Origin of the sequence: Klebsiella sp. Q11 (genome assembly GCF_964241505.1) — a bacterium.
Taxonomy (GTDB): domain Bacteria; phylum Pseudomonadota; class Gammaproteobacteria; order Enterobacterales; family Enterobacteriaceae; genus Klebsiella; species Klebsiella michiganensis.
Genome location: NZ_CAXSXW010000016.1, coordinates 46,745 through 65,660, shown reverse-complemented (window position 1 = coordinate 65,660; position 18,916 = coordinate 46,745). Strand labels below are relative to the sequence as shown.

Below are 18,916 nucleotides of genomic sequence, written 5' to 3'. Positions count from 1 at the left end.
CTCTTTTCCCCTTACAGTGCCAGATCGCTATTCAGTACCAGCGCCAGTAACGCCTGGCGCGCGAAGATGCCGTTGCCCGCCTGCTGGAAGTACCAGGCGTGCGGCGTTTTATCGACGTCGGTGGTGATTTCATCAATGCGCGGCAGCGGATGCAGCACCTTCATATTCGCGCGTGCGCCTTCCAGGTCGGCGGCGCGCAGGACGAACTGCGCCTTCACGTTGGCATATTCCGACGGATCGAGACGCTCTTTCTGCACGCGGGTCATATACAGAATGTCCACCTCTTCCATCACCTCTTCAATGGCGCTATGCAGGCTCCAGGCAATGCCTTTTTCATCGAGCATGTCGAGGATGTACTGCGGCATGGCCAGCGCGTCCGGGGCGATAAAGTAGAAGCGGTTGCCGTTAAATTTCGCCAGCGCCTGGGTCAGGGAGTGAACGGTGCGGCCATATTTCAGGTCACCCACCATCGCCACGTTAAGATTTTCCAGACGGCCCTGGGTCTCCTGAATGGTGAACAGATCCAGCAGGGTCTGCGTCGGATGCTGGTTCGCGCCGTCGCCGGCGTTGAGTACCGGAATACCGCCGGAGAACTCGGTCGCCAGACGCGCCGCGCCCTCCTGCGGGTGGCGCATGACGATGGCATCGACATAGGTGCTGATGACCGAGATGGTATCGGCCAGGGTTTCGCCTTTTTTGCCCAGCGAGGTGTTGCTGCTGTCTGAGAAACCGACCACGCTGGCGCCCAGGCGGTGCATGGAGGTCTCAAACGACAGGCGGGTGCGGGTCGACGCTTCAAAAAAGCAGCTGGCGATCACTTTATGCTTGAGCAGCTCCGGCTGCGGATTGGCTTTGAGTTTTGCTGCGGTTGCCAGTACCAGTTCAAGGTCTTCGCGGCTGAGATCGTTTATGGAAATGATATGTTTTTGATATAGCGGGTTAGCCATGTTTATCTCCTGACGCCTGGGCAAAAAAAAAGCCCCTTAAATAAGGGGCTTTACGAATACGGATGCAACGGAAAGAAAAAACGGCAGGCCAGCGTCTGTTTTCAGACGCGGTAAGACGCGATGTCGTACACACTGAACCATAATTCCTCCCGGCAAAACGGGTGGCATTATACGCAGCTCATATTTCGGATCAAGCGATTAATCCACAAACAGGTAAACGTTTGCCTGGGGAATCATGCGTTAACGCAAAAAACCCGCAAAAAGAGGTGGTATGGCAGTCGGATGGGGGGTATAAACGCGAAATGAAAAGCTGTTTTATATTTGAGGGCTATTATGATCGTTGGAAATATTCACCATCTGCAAAGCGGGTTGCCGGCGTCTCTGCGTGAGGCTATCGAACATGTTAAAGCGCATGTCACCGACGCGACGCCGCTGGGTAAACATGATATTGACGGCAACAACCTGTTCTATCTCATTTCCGAAGATACCACCGAGCCGATGGCCGACCGCCGCGCCGAGTATCACGCCCGCTACCTGGACATCCAGATTGTACTGAAAGGCCAGGAAGGAATGACCTTTAGCGTTCTCCCTGCCGGCGCGCCGGATATCGACTGGCTGGCGGAGAAAGACATCGCTTTCCTGGCGGAGGGTGCGCAGGAAAAAACCGTCATCCTCAGCGAAGGCGACTTTGTGGTGGTCTATCCCGGTGAAGTGCATAAGCCGCTGTGCGCCGTGGGCACGCCGGCGAAGGTGCGCAAAGCGGTAGTGAAGATGCTGATGGCGTAAAAAATACCCCGGGCTGCGGCTGGCGCCTTGCCCGGGCTACAGATCCGCGCGGTTTGGGGGCGGGTAGCCCGGATAAGCGCAGCGCAATCCGGGGGAATATCGCGAGAACGCTTACTTACCCAGCGTCGCCACCATCACCGCTTTGATGGTATGCATGCGGTTTTCCGCCTGGTCGAAAACGATGCTCGCCGCGGATTCAAATACCTCGTCGGTCACTTCCATACCACCGTGCAGGCCGTACTCCGCCGCCATCTGTTTGCCGAGCGTGGTCTGGTCGTCGTGGAACGCGGGCAGGCAGTGGAGGAATTTCACCTGCGGATTGCCGGTCAGCGCCATCATCTCGCTATTTACCTGATACCCGCGCAGCAGCGCGATACGCTCCGCCCACTTCTCTTTGGCTTCGCCCATCGATACCCAGACGTCGGTATAGATAAAGTCCGCGCCCTTCACGCCCGCCGCAATATCTTCGGTCAGCGTAATATTGCCGCCGTTTTTCTGCGCCAGCGCCCGGCACTGCTCGACCAGCTTCTCTTCCGGCCAGCAGGCGGTTGGCGCGACCAGACGCAGATCCAGCCCGGTCAACGCGGCGGCTTCGAGCATGGAGTTGCCCATATTATTCCGCGCGTCGCCGGCGTAGACCAGGGTCATCTGATTAAAGGCTTTGCCCGGCAGATGCTCCTGCATGGTCAGTAAGTCCGCCAGCAGCTGGGTGGGGTGGAATTCGTTGGTCAGGCCGTTCCATACCGGAACGCCGGCATACTCGGCCAGGGTTTCAACCACTTCCTGGCCGTGGCCGCGATATTGAATACCGTCGTACATGCGCCCCAGCACGCGGGCGGTGTCTTTAATCGACTCTTTATGGCCAATCTGGCTGCCGCTGGGGCCGAGCCAGGTGACGCGAGCGCCCTGGTCAAATGCGGCAACTTCGAAAGAGCATCGGGTGCGGGTAGAGTCTTTTTCGAAGATGAGCGCGATGTTTTTGCCGGTGAGATGCTGAATTTCAATATTGTTTTTCTTATCAGCTTTAAGCCTGGCCGCCAGCTCAAGCAGAGCGGTGATTTCGGCGGGGGTAAAATCGAGCAACTTTAAAAAATGCTTCTGATAAAACGCGGACATGGTTCCCTCACATGGCTCAAGCCATTTGTTGAATTAAAATTCACTTTATATGTATGAATATTCATTTGCAACCCCGTGTCATAAATCTTTCGCTCAGAAGGTGGAGGCAATCACGGCGGTATGTGACAATAGAAGCATCCGCGACACATTATGAGGAACGAGCCATGGCAAACCCGGAATTACTGGAAGAACAGCGTGAAGAAACGCGCCTGATTATTGAAGAGCTGCTCGAAGACGGCAGCGATCCTGACGCGCTGTACACCATTGAGCATCATCTCTCTGCCGATGATTTCGAAACGCTGGAGAAAGTGGCGGTCGAGGCCTTCAAGCTGGGCTACGAAGTGACTGAGCCGGAAGAGCTGGAAGTCGAAGAGGGCGATACCGTGATTTGCTGCGATATTCTCAGCGAATCCGCGTTGAATGCCGAGCTGATTGACGCCCAGGTTGAGCAGCTGATGACCCTGGCGGAAAAATACGACGTCGAGTACGACGGCTGGGGCACCTACTACGAAGATCCGAACGGGGAAGACGAAGAAGGTGACGACGACGAAGATCTGGTTGATGAAGACGACGACGGCGTTCGCCACTAAGTAGCAGAGGTATACGGCGGTGCGATATGCCGCCGTATAGCAAGGAATTTTAATGGATTACCCGCAAATACTCGCCCCGATTTTAAGCTTTCTGCATTGCCCAACTCCTCAGGCGTGGATTGATGAAGCCCGTAAACCGGAAAACCTCCCGCTGCTGTTGACCGACCATATGGTGTGCGAGCTGAAAGCGGCGCAAAACGCTATGCTGCTGGTGCGTCGATACGTCGCGGATAAAGCGGACGCGGATGAGCTGCTGGCCTGCCTGAAGCCGTATGAGGACTTCACCTACCGCTGGGGCCCGGAGCCGGATTTCGTCGCGCTGCATAAGCAGATAAATAAAAGCGCCATGCCGCAGACCGACGATCCCTGGGGACGTCAGCTACTCGACAGCATGATTCTGCTGATCAAAGAGGAGCTGCATCACTTCTGGCAGGTGAGGGAAATCATGCTTTCCCGCGAAATCCCGTACGTCAAAATCACCGCCAGCAACTATGCCCGCGGGCTGCGCCGGGAAGTGCGTTCTCACGAACCGGTCATGCTGATCGATAAACTCATCTGCGGAGCCTATATTGAAGCCCGCTCCTGCGAGCGTTTTGCCGCGCTGGCGCCATGGCTGGATGACGATCTGCAGAAGTTTTATCTGTCGCTGCTGCGTTCCGAAGCGCGCCACTATCAGGACTATCTGGACCTGGCGCAGAGAATCGCCCAGGACGATATCAGCGAACGCGTGCGCCAGCTTGGCGAAGCGGAAGCGGCGCTTATTAACGCGCCTGAAGCGGAGTTTCGTTTTCACAGCGGCGTGCCCGCCTGAACGTCAGGCCGCCGCTTCACCGCAGCGGCCTGACGATCCATTACAGATTGGCGTTTTTGTCTTTCTCTGCCGTCGCGGCGGCTTTGGGCGCGCCGAGGGTCGCTTTAAACCAGTTCACCACCCGTTCAATAACCGGCTTCTGATACCAGCTGTCATCGCCGTGCTCCGCGCCCGCCAGCAACACGTAATCGGCCGGGTTGCCCTCCTTTTTCAGCGCGCGATAGAGCTGTTGACTTTGTACCGGTGAAACCAGGGTGTCGGCGCTGCCGTGCATAATTAAAAACGGCGGCTTTTTACCGCTGATATGGCCCATCGGGCTGGCCGCCAGGGCTTTTTGCGGATCGCTGTCAATCGTCGCTCCCGGCCAGTCGCGAAAGGCGCTACCGTGTACCAGCAGCGCTTCAGTGACCGCCGGCGACTGGTGCACCTTTTGAATCGCCTGCGGAAAACCTTCGCCGATATTCAACAGGTTCGAAATACCGTACAGCGTGGCGGCGGCCTGCACGTCCGAGGATTGCGCCAGGTTATCGCCACGATCGAACGTTTTGTCGCCGTTGGTGAGCGCCAGCATCTGCGCCATATAGCCGCCTGCGGAATCCCCCAGCACGCCAATACGCGACGGGTCTATACCGTATTCCGCGGCATGTTCGCGCAGATAGCGTACGGCGGCTTTACCATCGATAACCGGGGCTGGGAAGGTGTCGGGAACCGTACGGTATTCCGCCGCCGCGACGACGAATCCCGCCGCCGCCAGCGCCATACGCATCTCGATAAACTTATTCCAGGTCGCGCTGGTGAAACCGCCGCCGGGGAAATAGATGATTGCCGGTTTCAGATCGCCGTTACGCGGTACCAGTAAAGACATATGCAGCTGACGAACGGCGACGGTGCTTTTTACCTGGCTATAAACGATATCGTTGAGCGCATCGATACGGCCCCGGGTTTTTTCCACGCGAATGACCTGAGCGCCTTCGGTATTGCCAGCAAGTTCGCCGGCGTTAACGCAGGAAGCCATGCCGGCAAGCAGCAGGCCGCCGGTGAGCAGGAGGGGGAGTTTTTTCATGGTGTTCTATCCTGAGCAAAGCCTGCCGCGACGGCAGGCGAAAAGATCCAATGCTCGAAGAGTGTATTAGCGAAAACGGGCGGTGAATAACGCTCTTTTTGCATGAAAACCATGCATTTTTTCGATTAATCAACGTCGCCGTTTTGCGGGCGCTACAGCACTTTCAACATCCTGACTTCGCAGTCAACGTGGCCGGTGCAGCCCAGCGGCTCAGCAATATGCTCGAAGCCGAGGTGCTCATATAAACCGACAGCTTCTTTCAGGAAGGCGGTGGTTTCCAGATAGCAGCGTTTGAATCCCTGTTCGCGGGCGTAATCAAGGGCCATCAGCGCCAGCTTTTTCGCCAGCCCCTGGCCGCGCGCGGAGGTCATAAAATACATTTTTTGTAGTTCGCAGATATCGGGCTCGCTGCAGGAGAGCGGTGCCACTCCGCCGCCGCCCACCACTTCACCATTCTGCTCAACGACCCAATAGGCGGAACCCGGCTGGCTATAAAGCTCATAGAGTTCATCCAGATTCGGATCGGCTACCGTATAGCCTTTGTCGGCGGTCAGACCATATTCAGCGGAGACCTGGCGGATAACAGCGGCAATCGCCGGATTATCATTAGCCGTGATGCGGCGCAGGGTTAGCGGTAGGGTTGCGCTCGTATTCATGTGAAGACTCATTGCAAAATAATGACGGATAATGTTGTTAATAACACTGCGGGAGGGGAGAGTGCAAGCGAGGATCTTTCACAGAAAACGCCCCTTATCCGAATGGATAAGGGGCGAGTGAATTACAGCGCGGCGATAATCGCCTGCTGCTCAATCAGCTTCGCTTTTGCTTCCGCGTAACCTTCCAGCTTCTCACGCTCTTTGGCGATCACCGCTTCCGGCGCGCGCGCCACAAAGCCTTCGTTGGAGAGTTTGCTTTCGATGCGGCCAATCTCGCCTTCGATTTTGGTCACCTCTTTAGCGAGGCGCGCCAGCTCATCTTCTTTATTGATAAGGCCAGCCATCGGGATCAGCAGCTCGGCGCCGTCGATAATTTTGGTCACGGAAACCGGACCTTTATCATCGGCAGGCAGCACGGTGATGCTTTCCAGACGCGCCAGGTTCAGCAGGAAGCTGCGGTTGTCGTTCACGCGACGAATCGCGGCTTCGCTGCAGCCGCGCAGCAGCAGCTCCAGCGGCTTACCTGGGGCGATGTTCATTTCCGCACGGATGTTACGCACGGCGACGATCGCCTGTTTCAGCCATTCGGTATCGGCCAGCGCCGCTTCGTCAACCTGAGACGCATCGTACTGCGGGAACGGCTGCAGCATGATGGTATCGGCAGTGATACCGCAAATGACCTTCACGCGCTGCCAGATGGTCTCGGTGATGAACGGAATAATCGGGTGCGCCAGGCGCAGCAGACCTTCCAGAACGGTCACCAGCGTGTGACGGGTGCCGAGCAGCTCAGACTCGGAACCGCCGTTCATTACCGGCTTGGTCAGCTCCAGATACCAGTCGCAGAACTGGTTCCAGGTGAACTCGTACAGAATGCCTGCGGCAATATCGAAGCGGAAGCCGTCCAGCGCCTCGCGGTAGGCTTTGATGGTCTGGTTGAATTCCGCCAGGATCCAGCGGTCCGCCAGCGACAGGGTCATTTCGCCGCCGTTAAAGCCGCAATCCTGATCTTCGGTATTCATCAGCACAAAGCGGCTGGCGTTCCACAGCTTGTTGCAGAAGTTACGGTAACCTTCCAGACGCTTCATATCCCAGTTGATATCGCGGCCGGTAGAGGCCAGCGCCGCCAGGGTAAAGCGCAGGGCGTCGGTACCGTGCGGCTCAATGCCGTTCGGGAACTGCTTCTCGGTGCGTTTGGCGATTTTTTCCGCCAGCTGCGGCTGCATCATGTTACCGGTGCGTTTTTCCAGCAGCTCCGGCAGGGAAATGCCGTCGACCATATCCAGCGGGTCGATAACGTTGCCCTTCGATTTGGACATCTTCTGGCCTTCGTCATCGCGGATCAAACCGGTCATATAGACGGTTTTAAACGGCACCTGCGGCTTGCCGTTTTCATCTTTGATGAAGTGCATGGTCATCATGATCATGCGGGCAATCCAGAAGAAGATGATGTCGAAGCCGGAAACCATCACGCTGGTCGGGTGGAACTGACGCAGGGCATCGGTGTTTTCCGGCCAGCCGAGGGTGGAGAAGGTCCACAGCGCGGAGGAGAACCAGGTATCGAGAACGTCTTCGTCCTGGCGCAGCGCCACGTCGGCGCCCAGGTTATTTTCCTGACGCACTTCGTCTTCGGTGCGGCCAACGTAGACGTTGCCGTCGTTGTCGTACCATGCCGGGATGCGGTGACCCCACCACAGCTGGCGGGAGATACACCAGTCCTGAATATCGCGCATCCAGGAGAAGTACATGTTTTCGTACTGCTTCGGCACGAACTGGATGTCACCGTTCTCCACCGCTTCAACCGCCGGTTTAGCCAGCACGTCGGCGCGGACGTACCACTGGTCGGTCAGCATCGGCTCAATTACCACGCCGCCGCGGTCGCCGTACGGAACGGTCAGATCGTGCGGTTTAATCTCGTCCAGCAGGCCCAGGGCGTCGATAGCGGCAACCACCGCTTTACGCGCGGCAAAGCGCTCCAGCTTCTGGAACTCCGCCGGGATGGCGTTTGAGTAAACATCGGACTCGTTGCCTTTGGTGTCGTAAACTTCCGCGGTTTCGCGGATGTCGCCGTCAAAGGTCAGGATGTTGATCATCGGCAGCGCATGACGCTTGCCCACTTCATAGTCGTTAAAGTCGTGCGCCGGGGTGATCTTCACGCAGCCGGTGCCCTTTTCCATATCGGCGTGTTCATCGCCCACAATCGGAATGCGGCGGTCAACCAGCGGCAGGATCACGAATTTGCCGATAAGGTCTTTATAGCGCGGATCTTCCGGGTTAACGGCCACGCCGGTATCGCCCAGCACGGTCTCCGGACGGGTGGTGGCGACGACCAGATAATCTTTACCGTCAGCGGTTTTCGCGCCGTCGGCCAGCGGATAGCGGATATGCCACATCGAGCCTTTAGACTCGCGGTTTTCCACTTCCAGATCGGAGATGGCGGTGCGCAGTTTCGGGTCCCAGTTGACCAGGCGCTTACCGCGGTAGATCAGATCTTCTTTGTACAGGCGGACAAAGACTTCTTTTACGGCGTTGGACAGGCCTTCGTCCATGGTGAAGCGCTCGCGCTCCCAGTCCACGGAGTTGCCCAGGCGGCGCATCTGACGGGTAATGGTGCCGCCGGATTCCGCTTTCCACTGCCAGATTTTATCGATAAAGGCGTCGCGACCGTAGTCGTGGCGGGTTTTACCTTCTTCGGCGGCAATCTTACGCTCAACCACCATCTGGGTAGCGATACCCGCGTGGTCGGTACCGGCCTGCCACAGGGTGTTTTTACCCTGCATGCGCTGGTAGCGAATCATGGTATCCATGATGGTTTGCTGGAAGGCATGACCCATATGCAAACTGCCGGTGACGTTCGGCGGCGGGATCATGATGCAGAAACTTTCCTGGCTTTCGTCGCCATTGGGTTTGAAATAGCCCTGCTTTTCCCAGTGCTCGTAAAGCGGCTGTTCGATATCTTGGGGGTTGTATGTCTTTTCCATTATTTCCAGGTTGCCGTGTTCAGGTTGAAACCAGCCATGCGGTACGCTTTATAGCGTTCGCGCGCCAGTTGTTTCAAAGAATCTTCATAAGGGACGAAGTCTATCACTTCTGTGAAAGCGGTGGCAAAATCTGCAAAGTTTAGCCGCAGGCTAATCAGAATATCCCGCGGGCTGCTGTTGCGCTTTTGCGGCCAGGCAATCTCCACCGGCGCGCCGCCGCGCGGACCTTCTCCCGCCAGATTATGCGGAACGAAACTTTCCGCGGGTCGAGCCCAGAGCGCTTCGTCCAGACGAATGGCCTGCTGCTCATCTTCACAGGCGATGAGTACCCGCTTGCCGCTGCGCCAACGTTCTGCGGCAATGTCACACACCAGTTGTTCAACGGCGCTCAGGCCGTCTTGTTGCGTATCATTGTCCAGAAGATAGAACGTTGCGTTTTTCATATATGGGGCTTCTTGTGGTGACTTTAAATGCTTAAGCCGGGCGGCGCTACGCTGACCCGGCCTATAAACGGCATCTTTTCGTTGGCCCGGCAAGCGTAACGCCACCGGGCATCAGACGGCAATTACTCTTCGCCGGTAAATCCGGCGCGATTAAGCAGGAACTGCGACAGCATCGCCACCGGACGACCGGTCGCGCCTTTGGCTTTCCCGGAACGCCACGCGGTACCGGCGATATCCAGGTGCGCCCAGTTGTACTTGCGGGTAAAGCGCGCCAGGAAGCAGCCCGCGGTAATCGCCCCGCCGGGACGGCCGCCGATATTGGCCATATCCGCAAAGTTAGACTCCAGCTGCTCCTGGAACTCGTCGCCAAGCGGCAGACGCCATGCGCGATCGCCCGCCAGTTCGGACGCGCCGATCAGCTCGTGGGCCAGCGGGTTGTGGTTCGACATCAGGCCGGTGATGTGGTGGCCCAGCGCAATCACGCAGGCGCCGGTCAGCGTGGCCACGTCGATAACGGTTTCCGGCTCGAAGCGCTCAACGTAGGTCAGCACATCGCACAGCACCAGACGCCCTTCGGCATCGGTATTCAGCACTTCCACCGTTTGCCCGGACATCGTGGTCAACACGTCGCCTGGACGATAGGCGCGGCCGCCCGGCATGTTTTCACATCCGGCCAGCACGCCGACAACGTTCAGCGGTAGCTGAAGTTCGGCAACCATACGCATCACGCCGTACACCGCCGCCGCGCCGCACATGTCGTATTTCATCTCGTCCATGCCTTCGGAAGGCTTGATGGAGATGCCGCCGGAGTCAAAGGTCAGACCTTTACCCACCAGCACGATAGGGCGCGCGTCTTCCGCCGGGTTGCCTTTATATTCGATAACCGACATCAGCGATTCATTTTGCGAACCGTTGCCGACCGCCAGATAGGAGTTCATTCCCAGCTCTTTCATCTGCTGTTCGCCGATAACGCGGGTAATGACGTTCTTACTGTAGGTATCGGCCAGCTGGCGCGCCTGAGAGGCCAGATAGGCGGCATTACAGATATTTGGCGGCATATTGCCGAGATCTTTCGCCGCTTTGATGCCGGCAGCAATCGCCAGACCGTGCTGAATAGCGCGTTCGCCGCTGGTCAGCTCGCGACGAGTTGGGACGTTGAAGACCATTTTACGCAGCGGGCGACGCGGCTCGCTTTTGTTGGTTTTCAGCTGGTCAAAGCTGTATAGCGTCTCTTTGGCGGTCTCGACCGCCTGACGCACTTTCCAGTAGTTATTGCGGCCTTTGACATGCAGCTCGGTCAGGAAGCAGACGGCTTCCATTGAGCCGGTATCATTCAGCGTATTGATTGTTTTCTGAATGACCTGCTTGTACTGACGTTCATCCAGCTCGCGCTCTTTGCCGCAACCAATAAGCAGAATGCGCTCTGACAGAATGTTCGGCACATGGTGCAGCAATAAAGTCTGGCCAGGTTTGCCTTCCAGCTCGCCGCGACGCAGCAGGGCGCTGATATAACCGTCGCTAATTTTATCAAGCTGTTCGGCGATGGGGGAGAGGCGACGTGGTTCAAAGACGCCGACCACGATACAGGCGCTCCGCTGCTTCTCCGGGCTACCGCTTTTTACACTGAACTCCATGCACTATGCTCCTGAATCTTAAAGACAACAGTGGTGGCTACAGATATACTCGTCGTCTTTCAAGTTGCAGATGCGTTGGCTGCGCCTGCTCACCCCTGTCACTTACCTGATGTAAGCTCCGGGGCTTCACAGTCTTGCCGCCTGCCTGCAACTCGAAATCCATAGAGTATAGAAATTGAAAGCTTTCGTAACTCATGTCCGCTGTTGTGGTGACTTCGTGTTAATCTTAACGTTATTACGGCCTTGGTTCGTCAGAAAAGATCCTGATACGCAGAACCAGCGAGTCATTTAATCTTAGCGATGTTTTCGACGACCAAAGAGAATAAATGACGTTTAAGCCATGAAACAAGCAATTTTCCTGCAATAAAACGGGTTTTTACGGGCGTATTTATAGTGATAATCATAAGATATCTGGTTCGTGAGACGCTGAAAAGCCAGTTGGCGATCCTATTCATCCTGCTGCTCATTTTCTTTTGTCAGAAACTGGTCAGGATCCTCGGCGCCGCTGTTGATGGCGATATCCCGACAAATCTGGTGCTCTCGCTGTTAGGGCTGGGCGTACCTGAAATGGCGCAGCTTATTCTGCCCCTGAGTTTATTCCTCGGGCTGCTGATGACGCTGGGCAAACTGTATACCGAAAGCGAAATTACGGTGATGCACGCCTGCGGCCTGAGTAAAGCCGTGCTGGTGAAAGCCGCCATGATCCTGGCGCTCTTTACGGGCGTCGTCGCGGCGGTCAACGTGATGTGGGCCGGCCCCTGGTCTTCTCGTCACCAGGATGAAGTGCTGGCGGAGGCGAAAGCGAACCCCGGCATGGCGGCGCTGGCTCAGGGCCAGTTCCAGCAGGCCAGCGACGGCAGCGCGGTGCTGTTTATTGAGAACGTCAACGGCAACCGCTTCAGCGACGTTTTCCTTGCTCAGCTACGGCCGCGAGGCAACGCGCGCCCGTCGGTGGTGGTCGCGGATACCGGCGAGCTATCGCTGCGTAAAGACGGCTCGCAGGTGGTGACCATGAATCAGGGCACCCGCTTTGAAGGCACCGCGATGCTGCGCGACTTCCGCATTACCGACTTCAAAAACTATCAGGCGATAGTCGGCCATCAGGCGGTGGCCTCCGACCCGAACGATACCGAGCAGATGGATATGCGCACCCTGTGGCATACCGATACCGATCGCGCCCGGGCGGAGCTGCACTGGCGCTTCACGCTGGTGGCAACGGTGTTCATCATGGCCCTGATGGTGGTGCCGCTCAGCGTGGTGAACCCGCGCCAGGGCCGCGTGCTGTCGATGCTGCCGGCGATGCTGCTCTATCTGGTGTTCTTCCTGCTGCAAACGTCGATTAAATCGAGCGGCGGTAAAGGCAAAATGGATCCGATGGTCTGGATGTGGGCGGTAAACCTGCTCTATTTCGCGTTGGCCGTGCTGTTGAACCTGTGGGATACGGTGCCGATGCGCCGCTTCCGTGCCCGTTTTAACAAAGGAGCGGCGTGATGCAGGCGTTTGGGGTACTTGACCGTTATATCGGTAAGACGATTTTCAATACCATCATGATGACCCTGTTCATGCTGGTTTCCCTCTCGGGCATCATCAAGTTTGTCGACCAGCTGAAAAAGGCCGGGCAGGGCAACTATGATGCGCTGGGGGCCGGAATCTACACGATTCTCAGCGTGCCGAAAGATATCCAAATCTTCTTCCCGATGGCGGCGCTGCTCGGCGCGCTGCTGGGGCTGGGGATGCTGGCGCAGCGCAGCGAACTGGTGGTGATGCAGGCTTCCGGCTTTACCCGTTTGCAGGTGGCGCTGTCGGTGATGAAAACCGCGATTCCGCTGGTGCTGCTGACCATGGCGATGGGCGAGTGGGTTGCCCCGCAGGGCGAGCAGATGGCGCGTAACTATCGTGCTCAGCAGATGTACGGCGGTTCGCTGCTTTCCACTCAGCAGGGGCTATGGGCGAAAGACGGCCATAACTTTGTGTATATCGAGCGGGTAAAAGGCAACGATGAGCTGGGCGGGGTGAGCATTTACGCCTTTAACGACCAGCGCCGCTTGCAGTCCGTTCGCTATGCCGCTTCGGCAAAGTTCGACACCGAGAATAAGCTCTGGCGACTGTCGCAGGTGGATGAATCCAACCTGACTGACCCGAAACAGGTCACCGGAACGCAGACGGTCAGCGGGACCTGGAAGACCAACCTGACGCCGGACAAGCTCGGCGTGGTGGCGCTGGACCCGGACGCGCTGTCCATCAGCGGCCTGCACAACTATGTTACCTATCTGAAGTCCAGCGGTCAGGATCCGGGCCGCTATCAGCTCAATATGTGGAGCAAAATCTTCCAGCCGCTGTCGGTGGCGGTGATGATGCTGATGGCGCTGTCGTTTATCTTCGGCCCGCTGCGTAGCGTACCGATGGGCGTCAGAGTGGTGACCGGGATCAGCTTCGGCTTTATCTTCTACGTGCTGGACCAGATTTTCGGCCCGCTCACCCTGGTGTACGGCATTCCGCCGATTATCGGCGCGCTGTTGCCGAGCGCCAGCTTCTTCTTGCTGAGCCTCTGGCTGATGATGCGTAAAACCTGACGTCACGCGCCCCCTTCCTGAAGTCAGAAAGGGGGCTTTTTTTAGCGTTTCCGCCCGCCAAGTAAGCTTCCCAGCATTCCCCTGACTATCTGGTTGGTGACCTGACGCACCGCGCTCCTGGCCGCCGTTTGCACAATGCCGTCGCGTTTGCCGCCGCGCGGCCCGGTGGTGCCGAACAGAATGTCTTTGAGCCCGCCGAGCAGACCGTCGTCATCGCCGTTTTGCTGGCCTTTTGCGGGCGGTGATTGCTGCTGCTCCGTTGTGCTCTGAACGCCCTGTTGCAGCCTTTCAAAGGCCGATTCACGGTCGATCTCTTCTTCATATTTTCCGTACAGCGCCGAGTGGTTAAGCAGCCCGTTACGTTCGTCATCGGTGACCGGCCCCATACGCGAGCAGGGTGCGATAACCATCGCGCGTTCCACTATCGAAGGGCTGCCTTTCTCATCAAGAAAGGAGATCAGCGCCTCGCCGGTGCCCAGCTCCTGGATCGCCTGTTCGGTACTGAACGCGGGATTCGCGCGCATGGTCTGCGCGGCGGTTTTTACCGCTTTTTGGTCTTTCGGCGTGAAGGCGCGCAGGGCGTGCTGCACGCGATTACCCAGCTGACCGAGAACCGCATCGGGAATGTCCGCCGGGTTTTGTGAAACAAAATAGACCCCGACGGCTTTAGAACGAATCAGGCGAATGACCTGCTCGATTTTATCCAGCAGCACCTGCGGCGCATCGTTAAACAGCAGATGCGCTTCATCAAAGAAAAAGACCAGTTTTGGCTTCTCCTGGTCACCGGCCTCCGGCAGGCGTTCGTAAAGCTCGGAGAGCATCCACAGCAGGCTGGCGGCGTACAGCTTCGGCATCTGGTAAAGCTTTTCGGCGCTCAGGATATTAATCACCCCTTTACCCTCAGCGTCGACGCGCATCCAGTCCTGGATATCGAGCATAGGTTCGCCGAAAAAGTGCTCCGCGCCCTGCTGCTCCAGGGTTAATAATCCGCGCTGAATCGCCCCAACGGAGGCGCTGCTGATGTTGCCGTACTGGTTCTGAAACGCTTTGGCGTTGTCGCCAATGTATTGGGTTATGGCGCGCAGGTCTTTAAAGTCGAGCAGCAGCAGCCCGCGATCGTCGGCGATACGGAAGATGATATTCAGCACCCCGGACTGAACCTCATTGAGGTTGAGCAGGCGAGCCAGCAGCAGCGGCCCGAGATCGGAAACCGTGGCGCGAACCGGGTGGCCTTTTTCGCCAAAAATATCCCATAGCACCACCGGATTGGCGTGCGGCTGCCAGTCCGTTGCGCCGATTTTTTCCAGACGCGCCTGCAGCTTTTCCGAACTTTGGCCCGACTCGGCGATACCGGTGAGGTCGCCTTTCACATCGGCCATAAATACCGGAACGCCGATTTCCGAGAAAGACTCCGCCAGCTTTTGCAGAGTGACGGTTTTACCGGTCCCCGTGGCGCCGGTAATCAAGCCGTGGCGGTTGGCCATAGCGGGCAGTAAATGCAGCTGTTTATCCAGCGTGCGTGCAATCAGCAGAGGTGAGCTCATGAGCGATTTCTCCATTTATCCTGCTGCGAGTATAGGCAACCTGATAGCAAAAGGAGGGAAATCACGCGCACCTTCGCTTATTCACGTCAGGCGCAGTGGCGCTGAATTAACGCGATGCTCTGTTCGATTTCGCGGCGGATATCGTCTTCGCTCCAGTTTGCCAATTCCGGCGCGAAGGGTTCGAACGCATACACGCCCTGATAGCCGCGCGCCTCCAGGTTTTTGACCTGCTCGCAGCTTTGCAGCTGGTCTTTTGCGGTCAGCATGATGCGCTCATTGTCGGTAAGGGCTTCGCGCGGGCGGGTATCCTCTACGCCGGAAAGATGGACCAGACCGATTTCGCCGATATCCACCTGGTTAAACTCCTGCTCCGCCTGCGGATAAAGATGATGATGGAAGGTATCTATCAGCAGCTTAAACGGCACCCGCGCGTCGTGGATCAGCGTTTGCGCCTGCGCCGAGGAGCGGAGCGAGCTCTGCGGGAAACCGAGCGGCTCCACCAGCCCCTGAATACCGTAGAAGGCGAATAGCGGCGCCAGGTCACGCAGGGCGTTAAGGGTTTCGCTCGCCGGAACCTCGGTACCATCGTTCAGCGGGCACAGCACCAGCGATTTGGCACCAACGGCTTTGGCTTCTTTCAGCAATGACTCCGTCAGGCTACGAACCTCTGCGGTGCGGCAGTTGAAGGGGTAGACCGCATTGATAGTGAGGATCTCAATATGGTAGCGGTCAGCCAGCTCCCGCACCTGCTGGTGGCTCAGGTCGTCGGTTACTTTTCCGCTGGGGAGGTCGTTACGTAGCTCGACTTTGTTCAGCCCCAGGCTGTTCACCAGCCGGAAAAAGGCCTCAATGCTGAGTGACGGGGCGATCTTGCGGTTGATGCAGAAACGTTGCGATGCAATAGCCATTTTGACTCTCCAGAAATGTAGGGATCGGATTCGTTCGAATGCCTCATAGTCAAAACATTTATTCCAAAATTAGCAATGTATGAAATGGTGATTTTTTGAGCCGACTCGCAAAATATTTTTCTGCTGCGTTTTAAAGAGCACGGGTTGCAGGTGGCGCTAAATCTCAACTCTTTTTATCGTGCTTTAGTCCGCAAGCCGGCAATTTCTTACACGAAATTGCGACCATCATCACCAAAATAGAATTTCACTAGTCATCAATATTGAAATATTAATTTCATTTTACTACGGTTACAGCACAGCAGATCCAGTAATGGGCCGTACTGCGTTGGCCCCCGATACCCCATACAGATGAGGCGAGAGCATGACTATCACAGGAAACTTTATTGGCGGGAAAACCGTTACCAGCGGCAGCAGCAAAACAATGCCGGTTTTCGACCCCGCGACGGGCAAAGTGGTCCGCGAAGTCACGTTATCGACCGCGCAGGAAGTCTCTGACGCCATTCAGGTGGCGCGTGATGCTTTTGAAAGCTGGTCGCGCACCACGCCGCTGCGCCGCGCCCGCGTGATGTTCAATTTTAAAATGTTACTGGAACAGCACGCTGAAGAGCTGGCGGGGATTATCGTCAGCGAACACGGTAAAGTGTTTTCCGACGCGATGGGGGAGCTGACGCGCGGCATGGAAGTCGTTGAGTTTGCCTGCGGTATTCCGCACCTGATCAAAGGGGAGTTCTCATCGGATGTCGGCACCGGCGTTGATAGCTATTCTCTGATGCAGCCGCTGGGCGTGGTAGCGGGCATTACGCCGTTCAACTTCCCGGCGATGGTACCGATGTGGATGTTCCCGCTGGCGCTGGCCTGCGGCAACAGCTTTGTCCTGAAGCCGCCAGCGCTGGCGCCTACTGCCGCGGTGCGTCTGGCGGAATTGCTGAAACAAGCGGGTCTGCCGGATGGCGTCTTTAACGTCGTGCACTGCAGCAACGAAGATGCCGAGCAGCTATACCGGGACCCGCGGATCGCGGCGGTAAGCTTTGTCGGATCTTCCGGCGTGGCGGAGCATATTTATAAAACCGCCAGCGCTTATGGCAAGCGAGTACAGGCGTTTGGCGCGGCGAAAAACCACGCGATTGTGATGCCGGATGCCGATCTTGATGCCACCGTGAATGCCATTATGGGCGGCGCGTTCGGCTCGGCGGGCGAGCGCTGCATGGCGCTGCCGGTGGTGGTTGCCGTGGGTGATGAAACGGCGGATAAACTGATTGCGCGCCTGAAGCCGCTGGTGGAATCCCTGAAGGTTGGGCCGGGCTGTATGCGCGGAAAAGAAGAGAACGAAATGGGGCCGGTCGTCTCCGATACCCATCAGAAAAAAGTGCTGGGATATATTGATAAAGGGGTTAGCGAGGGGGCGACGCTGGTGGTTGACGGACGCAAGCCGCAGGTGCCCGGGTTTGAAGAGGGATACTACGTCGGCGGAACGCTGTTCGACAACGTCACGCCGGAGATGACTATCTGGCGCGAAGAGATTTTTGGCCCGGTGCTGGGGATTGTTCGCGTGGCGGATTACCACAGCGCGCTGGAGCTGGTGAACAGCCATGAGTTCGGCAACGGTAGCGCCGTCTTTACCAGCAACGGCCACACCGCGCGTGAATTTGTCCATGATGTCCAGGCCGGAATGGTTGGGGTCAACGTACCGGTACCCGTTCCAATGGCCTTCCATAGCTTTGGCGGCTGGAAACGCTCCGTATTCGGCGTACTGAACGTCCATGGCCCGGACGGCGTGCGCTTCTATACGCGTATGAAAACCGCCACCGTCCGCTGGCCGCAGGGTCAGCAAACCGTATCTGAATTCAGTATGCCGACGTTAGGCTAATCGGCGAAGGAGAGCGCCATGTCTTTACTGGCTAAAGCAAAAAAAGAAGGGCAGATTCAGCACATCACCCCGCAGAGCGCGGGGTGGAAGTACATTGGTTTTGATGTCTGGATGTTAAAGAAAGGGCAAACCGTCACCCTGGAAAGCGGCGATCGCGAACTGTGCCTGGTGCTGGTTGCCGGCCTGGCTTCGGTAAAAACCACGCAGGCGGATTTCCCGAACCTCGGCCAGCGTATGTCGCCGTTTGAGCGGACGCCGCCCTGGTCAGTCTACGTGCCGCCGCAGGATAAAGTCGAAGTGACGGCAGATTCTGACCTCGAGCTGGCCGTATGCAGCGCCCCGGGTAAAGGAACCTTCCCTGCACGGGTTATCTCCCCGCAGGACGTGGGCGTAGAGCATCGCGGTAAAGGGCGTAACCAGCGGCTGGTGCACAATATTCTGCCGGATAGCGCGCAGGCGGACTGCCTGCTGGTGGTGGAGGTTTACACCGAGGAAGGGGCGACCAGCTCATGGCCGTCGCACAAGCATGATACGGCGCTGCCGGGCCAGGAAACCCAGCTGGAAGAGACCTACTATCACCGTTTCGATCCGCCGCAGGGTTTTGCCTTCCAGCGCGTCTATACCGATGACCGCAGCCTTGATGCCTGCATGGCCCCCTACAACCACGATGTGGTCATGGTGCCGCGCGGCTACCATCCGGTGGCGGCGATTGCCGGATATGACAGCTACTATCTGAACGTGATGGCCGGCCCGGATCGCAAATGGATGTTTACCTGGGAAGAGGATCACGCGTGGATCAATAGCCCAGATTATCCTCGCCACGATTAGCATCGGTTGAGGATAAAAAGGCCGGTTAGCCATGCTAGCCGGCCTTTTTGATCCTGTTACCCGAATAAGATCGTCGTCGCAATTCTGCCATATCCCCGGCTCGCGCTGCGCTTAGCCGGGCTACGGGTTTACCGTCGTCTGCGGACAAGTAGCCCGGATAAGACGTTTACGT

Annotated in this window: 18 protein-coding genes; 7 read left to right on the top strand and 11 right to left on the bottom strand. The window is 57.2% G+C overall.

Features of this window, described 5'->3' with window-relative positions; genetic code table 11:
• Positions 1–11 precede the first annotated feature (11 nt).
• Both pyrB and ACESQ2_RS22675 read right to left on the bottom strand, forming a co-directional pair.
• Positions 12–947, bottom strand: a complete 936-nt coding sequence (gene pyrB, locus ACESQ2_RS22680) for an aspartate carbamoyltransferase (protein ID WP_014227670.1) — start codon at positions 945–947, stop codon at positions 12–14.
• 36 nt (positions 948–983) lie between these two features.
• Positions 984–1,088, bottom strand: a complete 105-nt coding sequence (locus ACESQ2_RS22675) for a pyrBI operon leader peptide (RefSeq protein WP_072351778.1) — start codon at positions 1,086–1,088, stop codon at positions 984–986.
• Between the two features lie 192 nt (positions 1,089–1,280).
• Between ACESQ2_RS22675 and ACESQ2_RS22670 the strand changes: the two genes are divergently transcribed.
• Positions 1,281–1,733, top strand: a complete 453-nt coding sequence (locus ACESQ2_RS22670; RefSeq protein ID WP_373171332.1) for a YhcH/YjgK/YiaL family protein — start codon at positions 1,281–1,283, stop codon at positions 1,731–1,733.
• 111 nt (positions 1,734–1,844) lie between these two features.
• Here the strand turns inward: ACESQ2_RS22670 and argF are convergent, their stop codons facing one another.
• Both argF and ACESQ2_RS22660 read right to left on the bottom strand, forming a co-directional pair.
• Entirely contained in the window at positions 1,845–2,849 is a 1,005-nt protein-coding gene (argF, locus tag ACESQ2_RS22665; RefSeq protein WP_014227672.1) for an ornithine carbamoyltransferase, read from the bottom strand.
• Positions 2,819–2,914 carry a hypothetical protein gene (locus ACESQ2_RS22660; RefSeq protein ID WP_370798676.1) on the bottom strand — a complete coding sequence of 32 codons (96 nt, stop codon included), beginning with the start codon at positions 2,912–2,914 and terminating at the stop codon, positions 2,819–2,821. The genes argF and ACESQ2_RS22660 overlap by 31 nt, the downstream gene beginning before the upstream one ends.
• A gap of 99 nt (positions 2,915–3,013) precedes the next feature.
• Here ACESQ2_RS22660 and rraB point away from each other — a divergent pair, with 99 nt between their 5' ends.
• Together rraB and miaE are read left to right on the top strand one after the other, a co-directional pair.
• The gene (gene rraB / locus ACESQ2_RS22655; protein ID WP_004098122.1) at positions 3,014–3,439 is read left to right on the top strand and encodes a ribonuclease E inhibitor RraB; all 426 of its coding nucleotides are present in this window, start codon (positions 3,014–3,016) and stop codon (positions 3,437–3,439) included.
• A gap of 52 nt (positions 3,440–3,491) precedes the next feature.
• Positions 3,492–4,250: a tRNA isopentenyl-2-thiomethyl-A-37 hydroxylase MiaE gene (miaE, locus tag ACESQ2_RS22650; protein ID WP_014227673.1), complete on the top strand. Its 759-nt coding sequence runs from the start codon at positions 3,492–3,494 to the stop codon at positions 4,248–4,250.
• 40 nt (positions 4,251–4,290) lie between these two features.
• On the opposite strand, the gene ACESQ2_RS22645 is transcribed toward miaE, so the two are convergent.
• From ACESQ2_RS22645 to pepA, 5 genes are all read right to left on the bottom strand, one after another.
• Positions 4,291–5,313: an alpha/beta hydrolase gene (locus ACESQ2_RS22645; RefSeq protein WP_064405950.1), complete on the bottom strand. Its 1,023-nt coding sequence runs from the start codon at positions 5,311–5,313 to the stop codon at positions 4,291–4,293.
• 152 nt (positions 5,314–5,465) lie between these two features.
• The gene (locus tag ACESQ2_RS22640; RefSeq protein WP_004098126.1) at positions 5,466–5,969 is read right to left on the bottom strand and encodes a GNAT family N-acetyltransferase; all 504 of its coding nucleotides are present in this window, start codon (positions 5,967–5,969) and stop codon (positions 5,466–5,468) included.
• 122 nt (positions 5,970–6,091) lie between these two features.
• On the bottom strand, positions 6,092–8,947 hold the full coding sequence (locus ACESQ2_RS22635) for a valine--tRNA ligase (protein ID WP_373171330.1): 2,856 nt from the start codon (positions 8,945–8,947) through the stop codon (positions 6,092–6,094).
• The gene (gene holC, locus ACESQ2_RS22630; RefSeq protein ID WP_004098129.1) at positions 8,947–9,390 is read right to left on the bottom strand and encodes a DNA polymerase III subunit chi; all 444 of its coding nucleotides are present in this window, start codon (positions 9,388–9,390) and stop codon (positions 8,947–8,949) included. The genes ACESQ2_RS22635 and holC overlap by 1 nt, the downstream gene beginning before the upstream one ends.
• Positions 9,391–9,512: 122 nt before the next feature.
• Entirely contained in the window at positions 9,513–11,024 is a 1,512-nt protein-coding gene (gene pepA / locus ACESQ2_RS22625; protein WP_004098131.1) for a leucyl aminopeptidase, read from the bottom strand.
• 393 nt (positions 11,025–11,417) lie between these two features.
• On the opposite strand from pepA, the gene lptF reads away from it, so the two are divergent.
• Positions 11,418–12,515, top strand: coding sequence for an LPS export ABC transporter permease LptF (gene lptF, locus ACESQ2_RS22620; RefSeq protein ID WP_004098132.1), 1,098 nt, complete (start codon positions 11,418–11,420; stop codon positions 12,513–12,515).
• A complete protein-coding gene (gene lptG, locus ACESQ2_RS22615) occupies positions 12,515–13,597 on the top strand; it encodes an LPS export ABC transporter permease LptG (RefSeq protein WP_014227676.1) in 1,083 nt (360 codons plus the stop codon). The genes lptF and lptG overlap by 1 nt, the downstream gene beginning before the upstream one ends.
• 41 nt (positions 13,598–13,638) lie before the next feature.
• Here lptG and ACESQ2_RS22610 read toward each other — a convergent pair whose 3' ends face one another.
• Together ACESQ2_RS22610 and ACESQ2_RS22605 are read right to left on the bottom strand one after the other, a co-directional pair.
• The gene (locus tag ACESQ2_RS22610) at positions 13,639–15,141 is read right to left on the bottom strand and encodes a helicase HerA-like C-terminal domain-containing protein (RefSeq protein WP_046878221.1); all 1,503 of its coding nucleotides are present in this window, start codon (positions 15,139–15,141) and stop codon (positions 13,639–13,641) included.
• Positions 15,142–15,227: 86 nt separating this feature from the next.
• Entirely contained in the window at positions 15,228–16,049 is an 822-nt protein-coding gene (locus ACESQ2_RS22605; protein ID WP_032747679.1) for a TIM barrel protein, read from the bottom strand.
• Between the two features lie 361 nt (positions 16,050–16,410).
• On the opposite strand from ACESQ2_RS22605, the gene ACESQ2_RS22600 reads away from it, so the two are divergent.
• A complete protein-coding gene (locus ACESQ2_RS22600) occupies positions 16,411–17,916 on the top strand; it encodes a CoA-acylating methylmalonate-semialdehyde dehydrogenase (RefSeq protein ID WP_373171329.1) in 1,506 nt (501 codons plus the stop codon).
• 18 nt (positions 17,917–17,934) lie between these two features.
• A complete protein-coding gene (gene iolB, locus ACESQ2_RS22595; protein WP_025107465.1) occupies positions 17,935–18,744 on the top strand; it encodes a 5-deoxy-glucuronate isomerase in 810 nt (269 codons plus the stop codon).
• Positions 18,745–18,916: the final 172 nt, after the last annotated feature.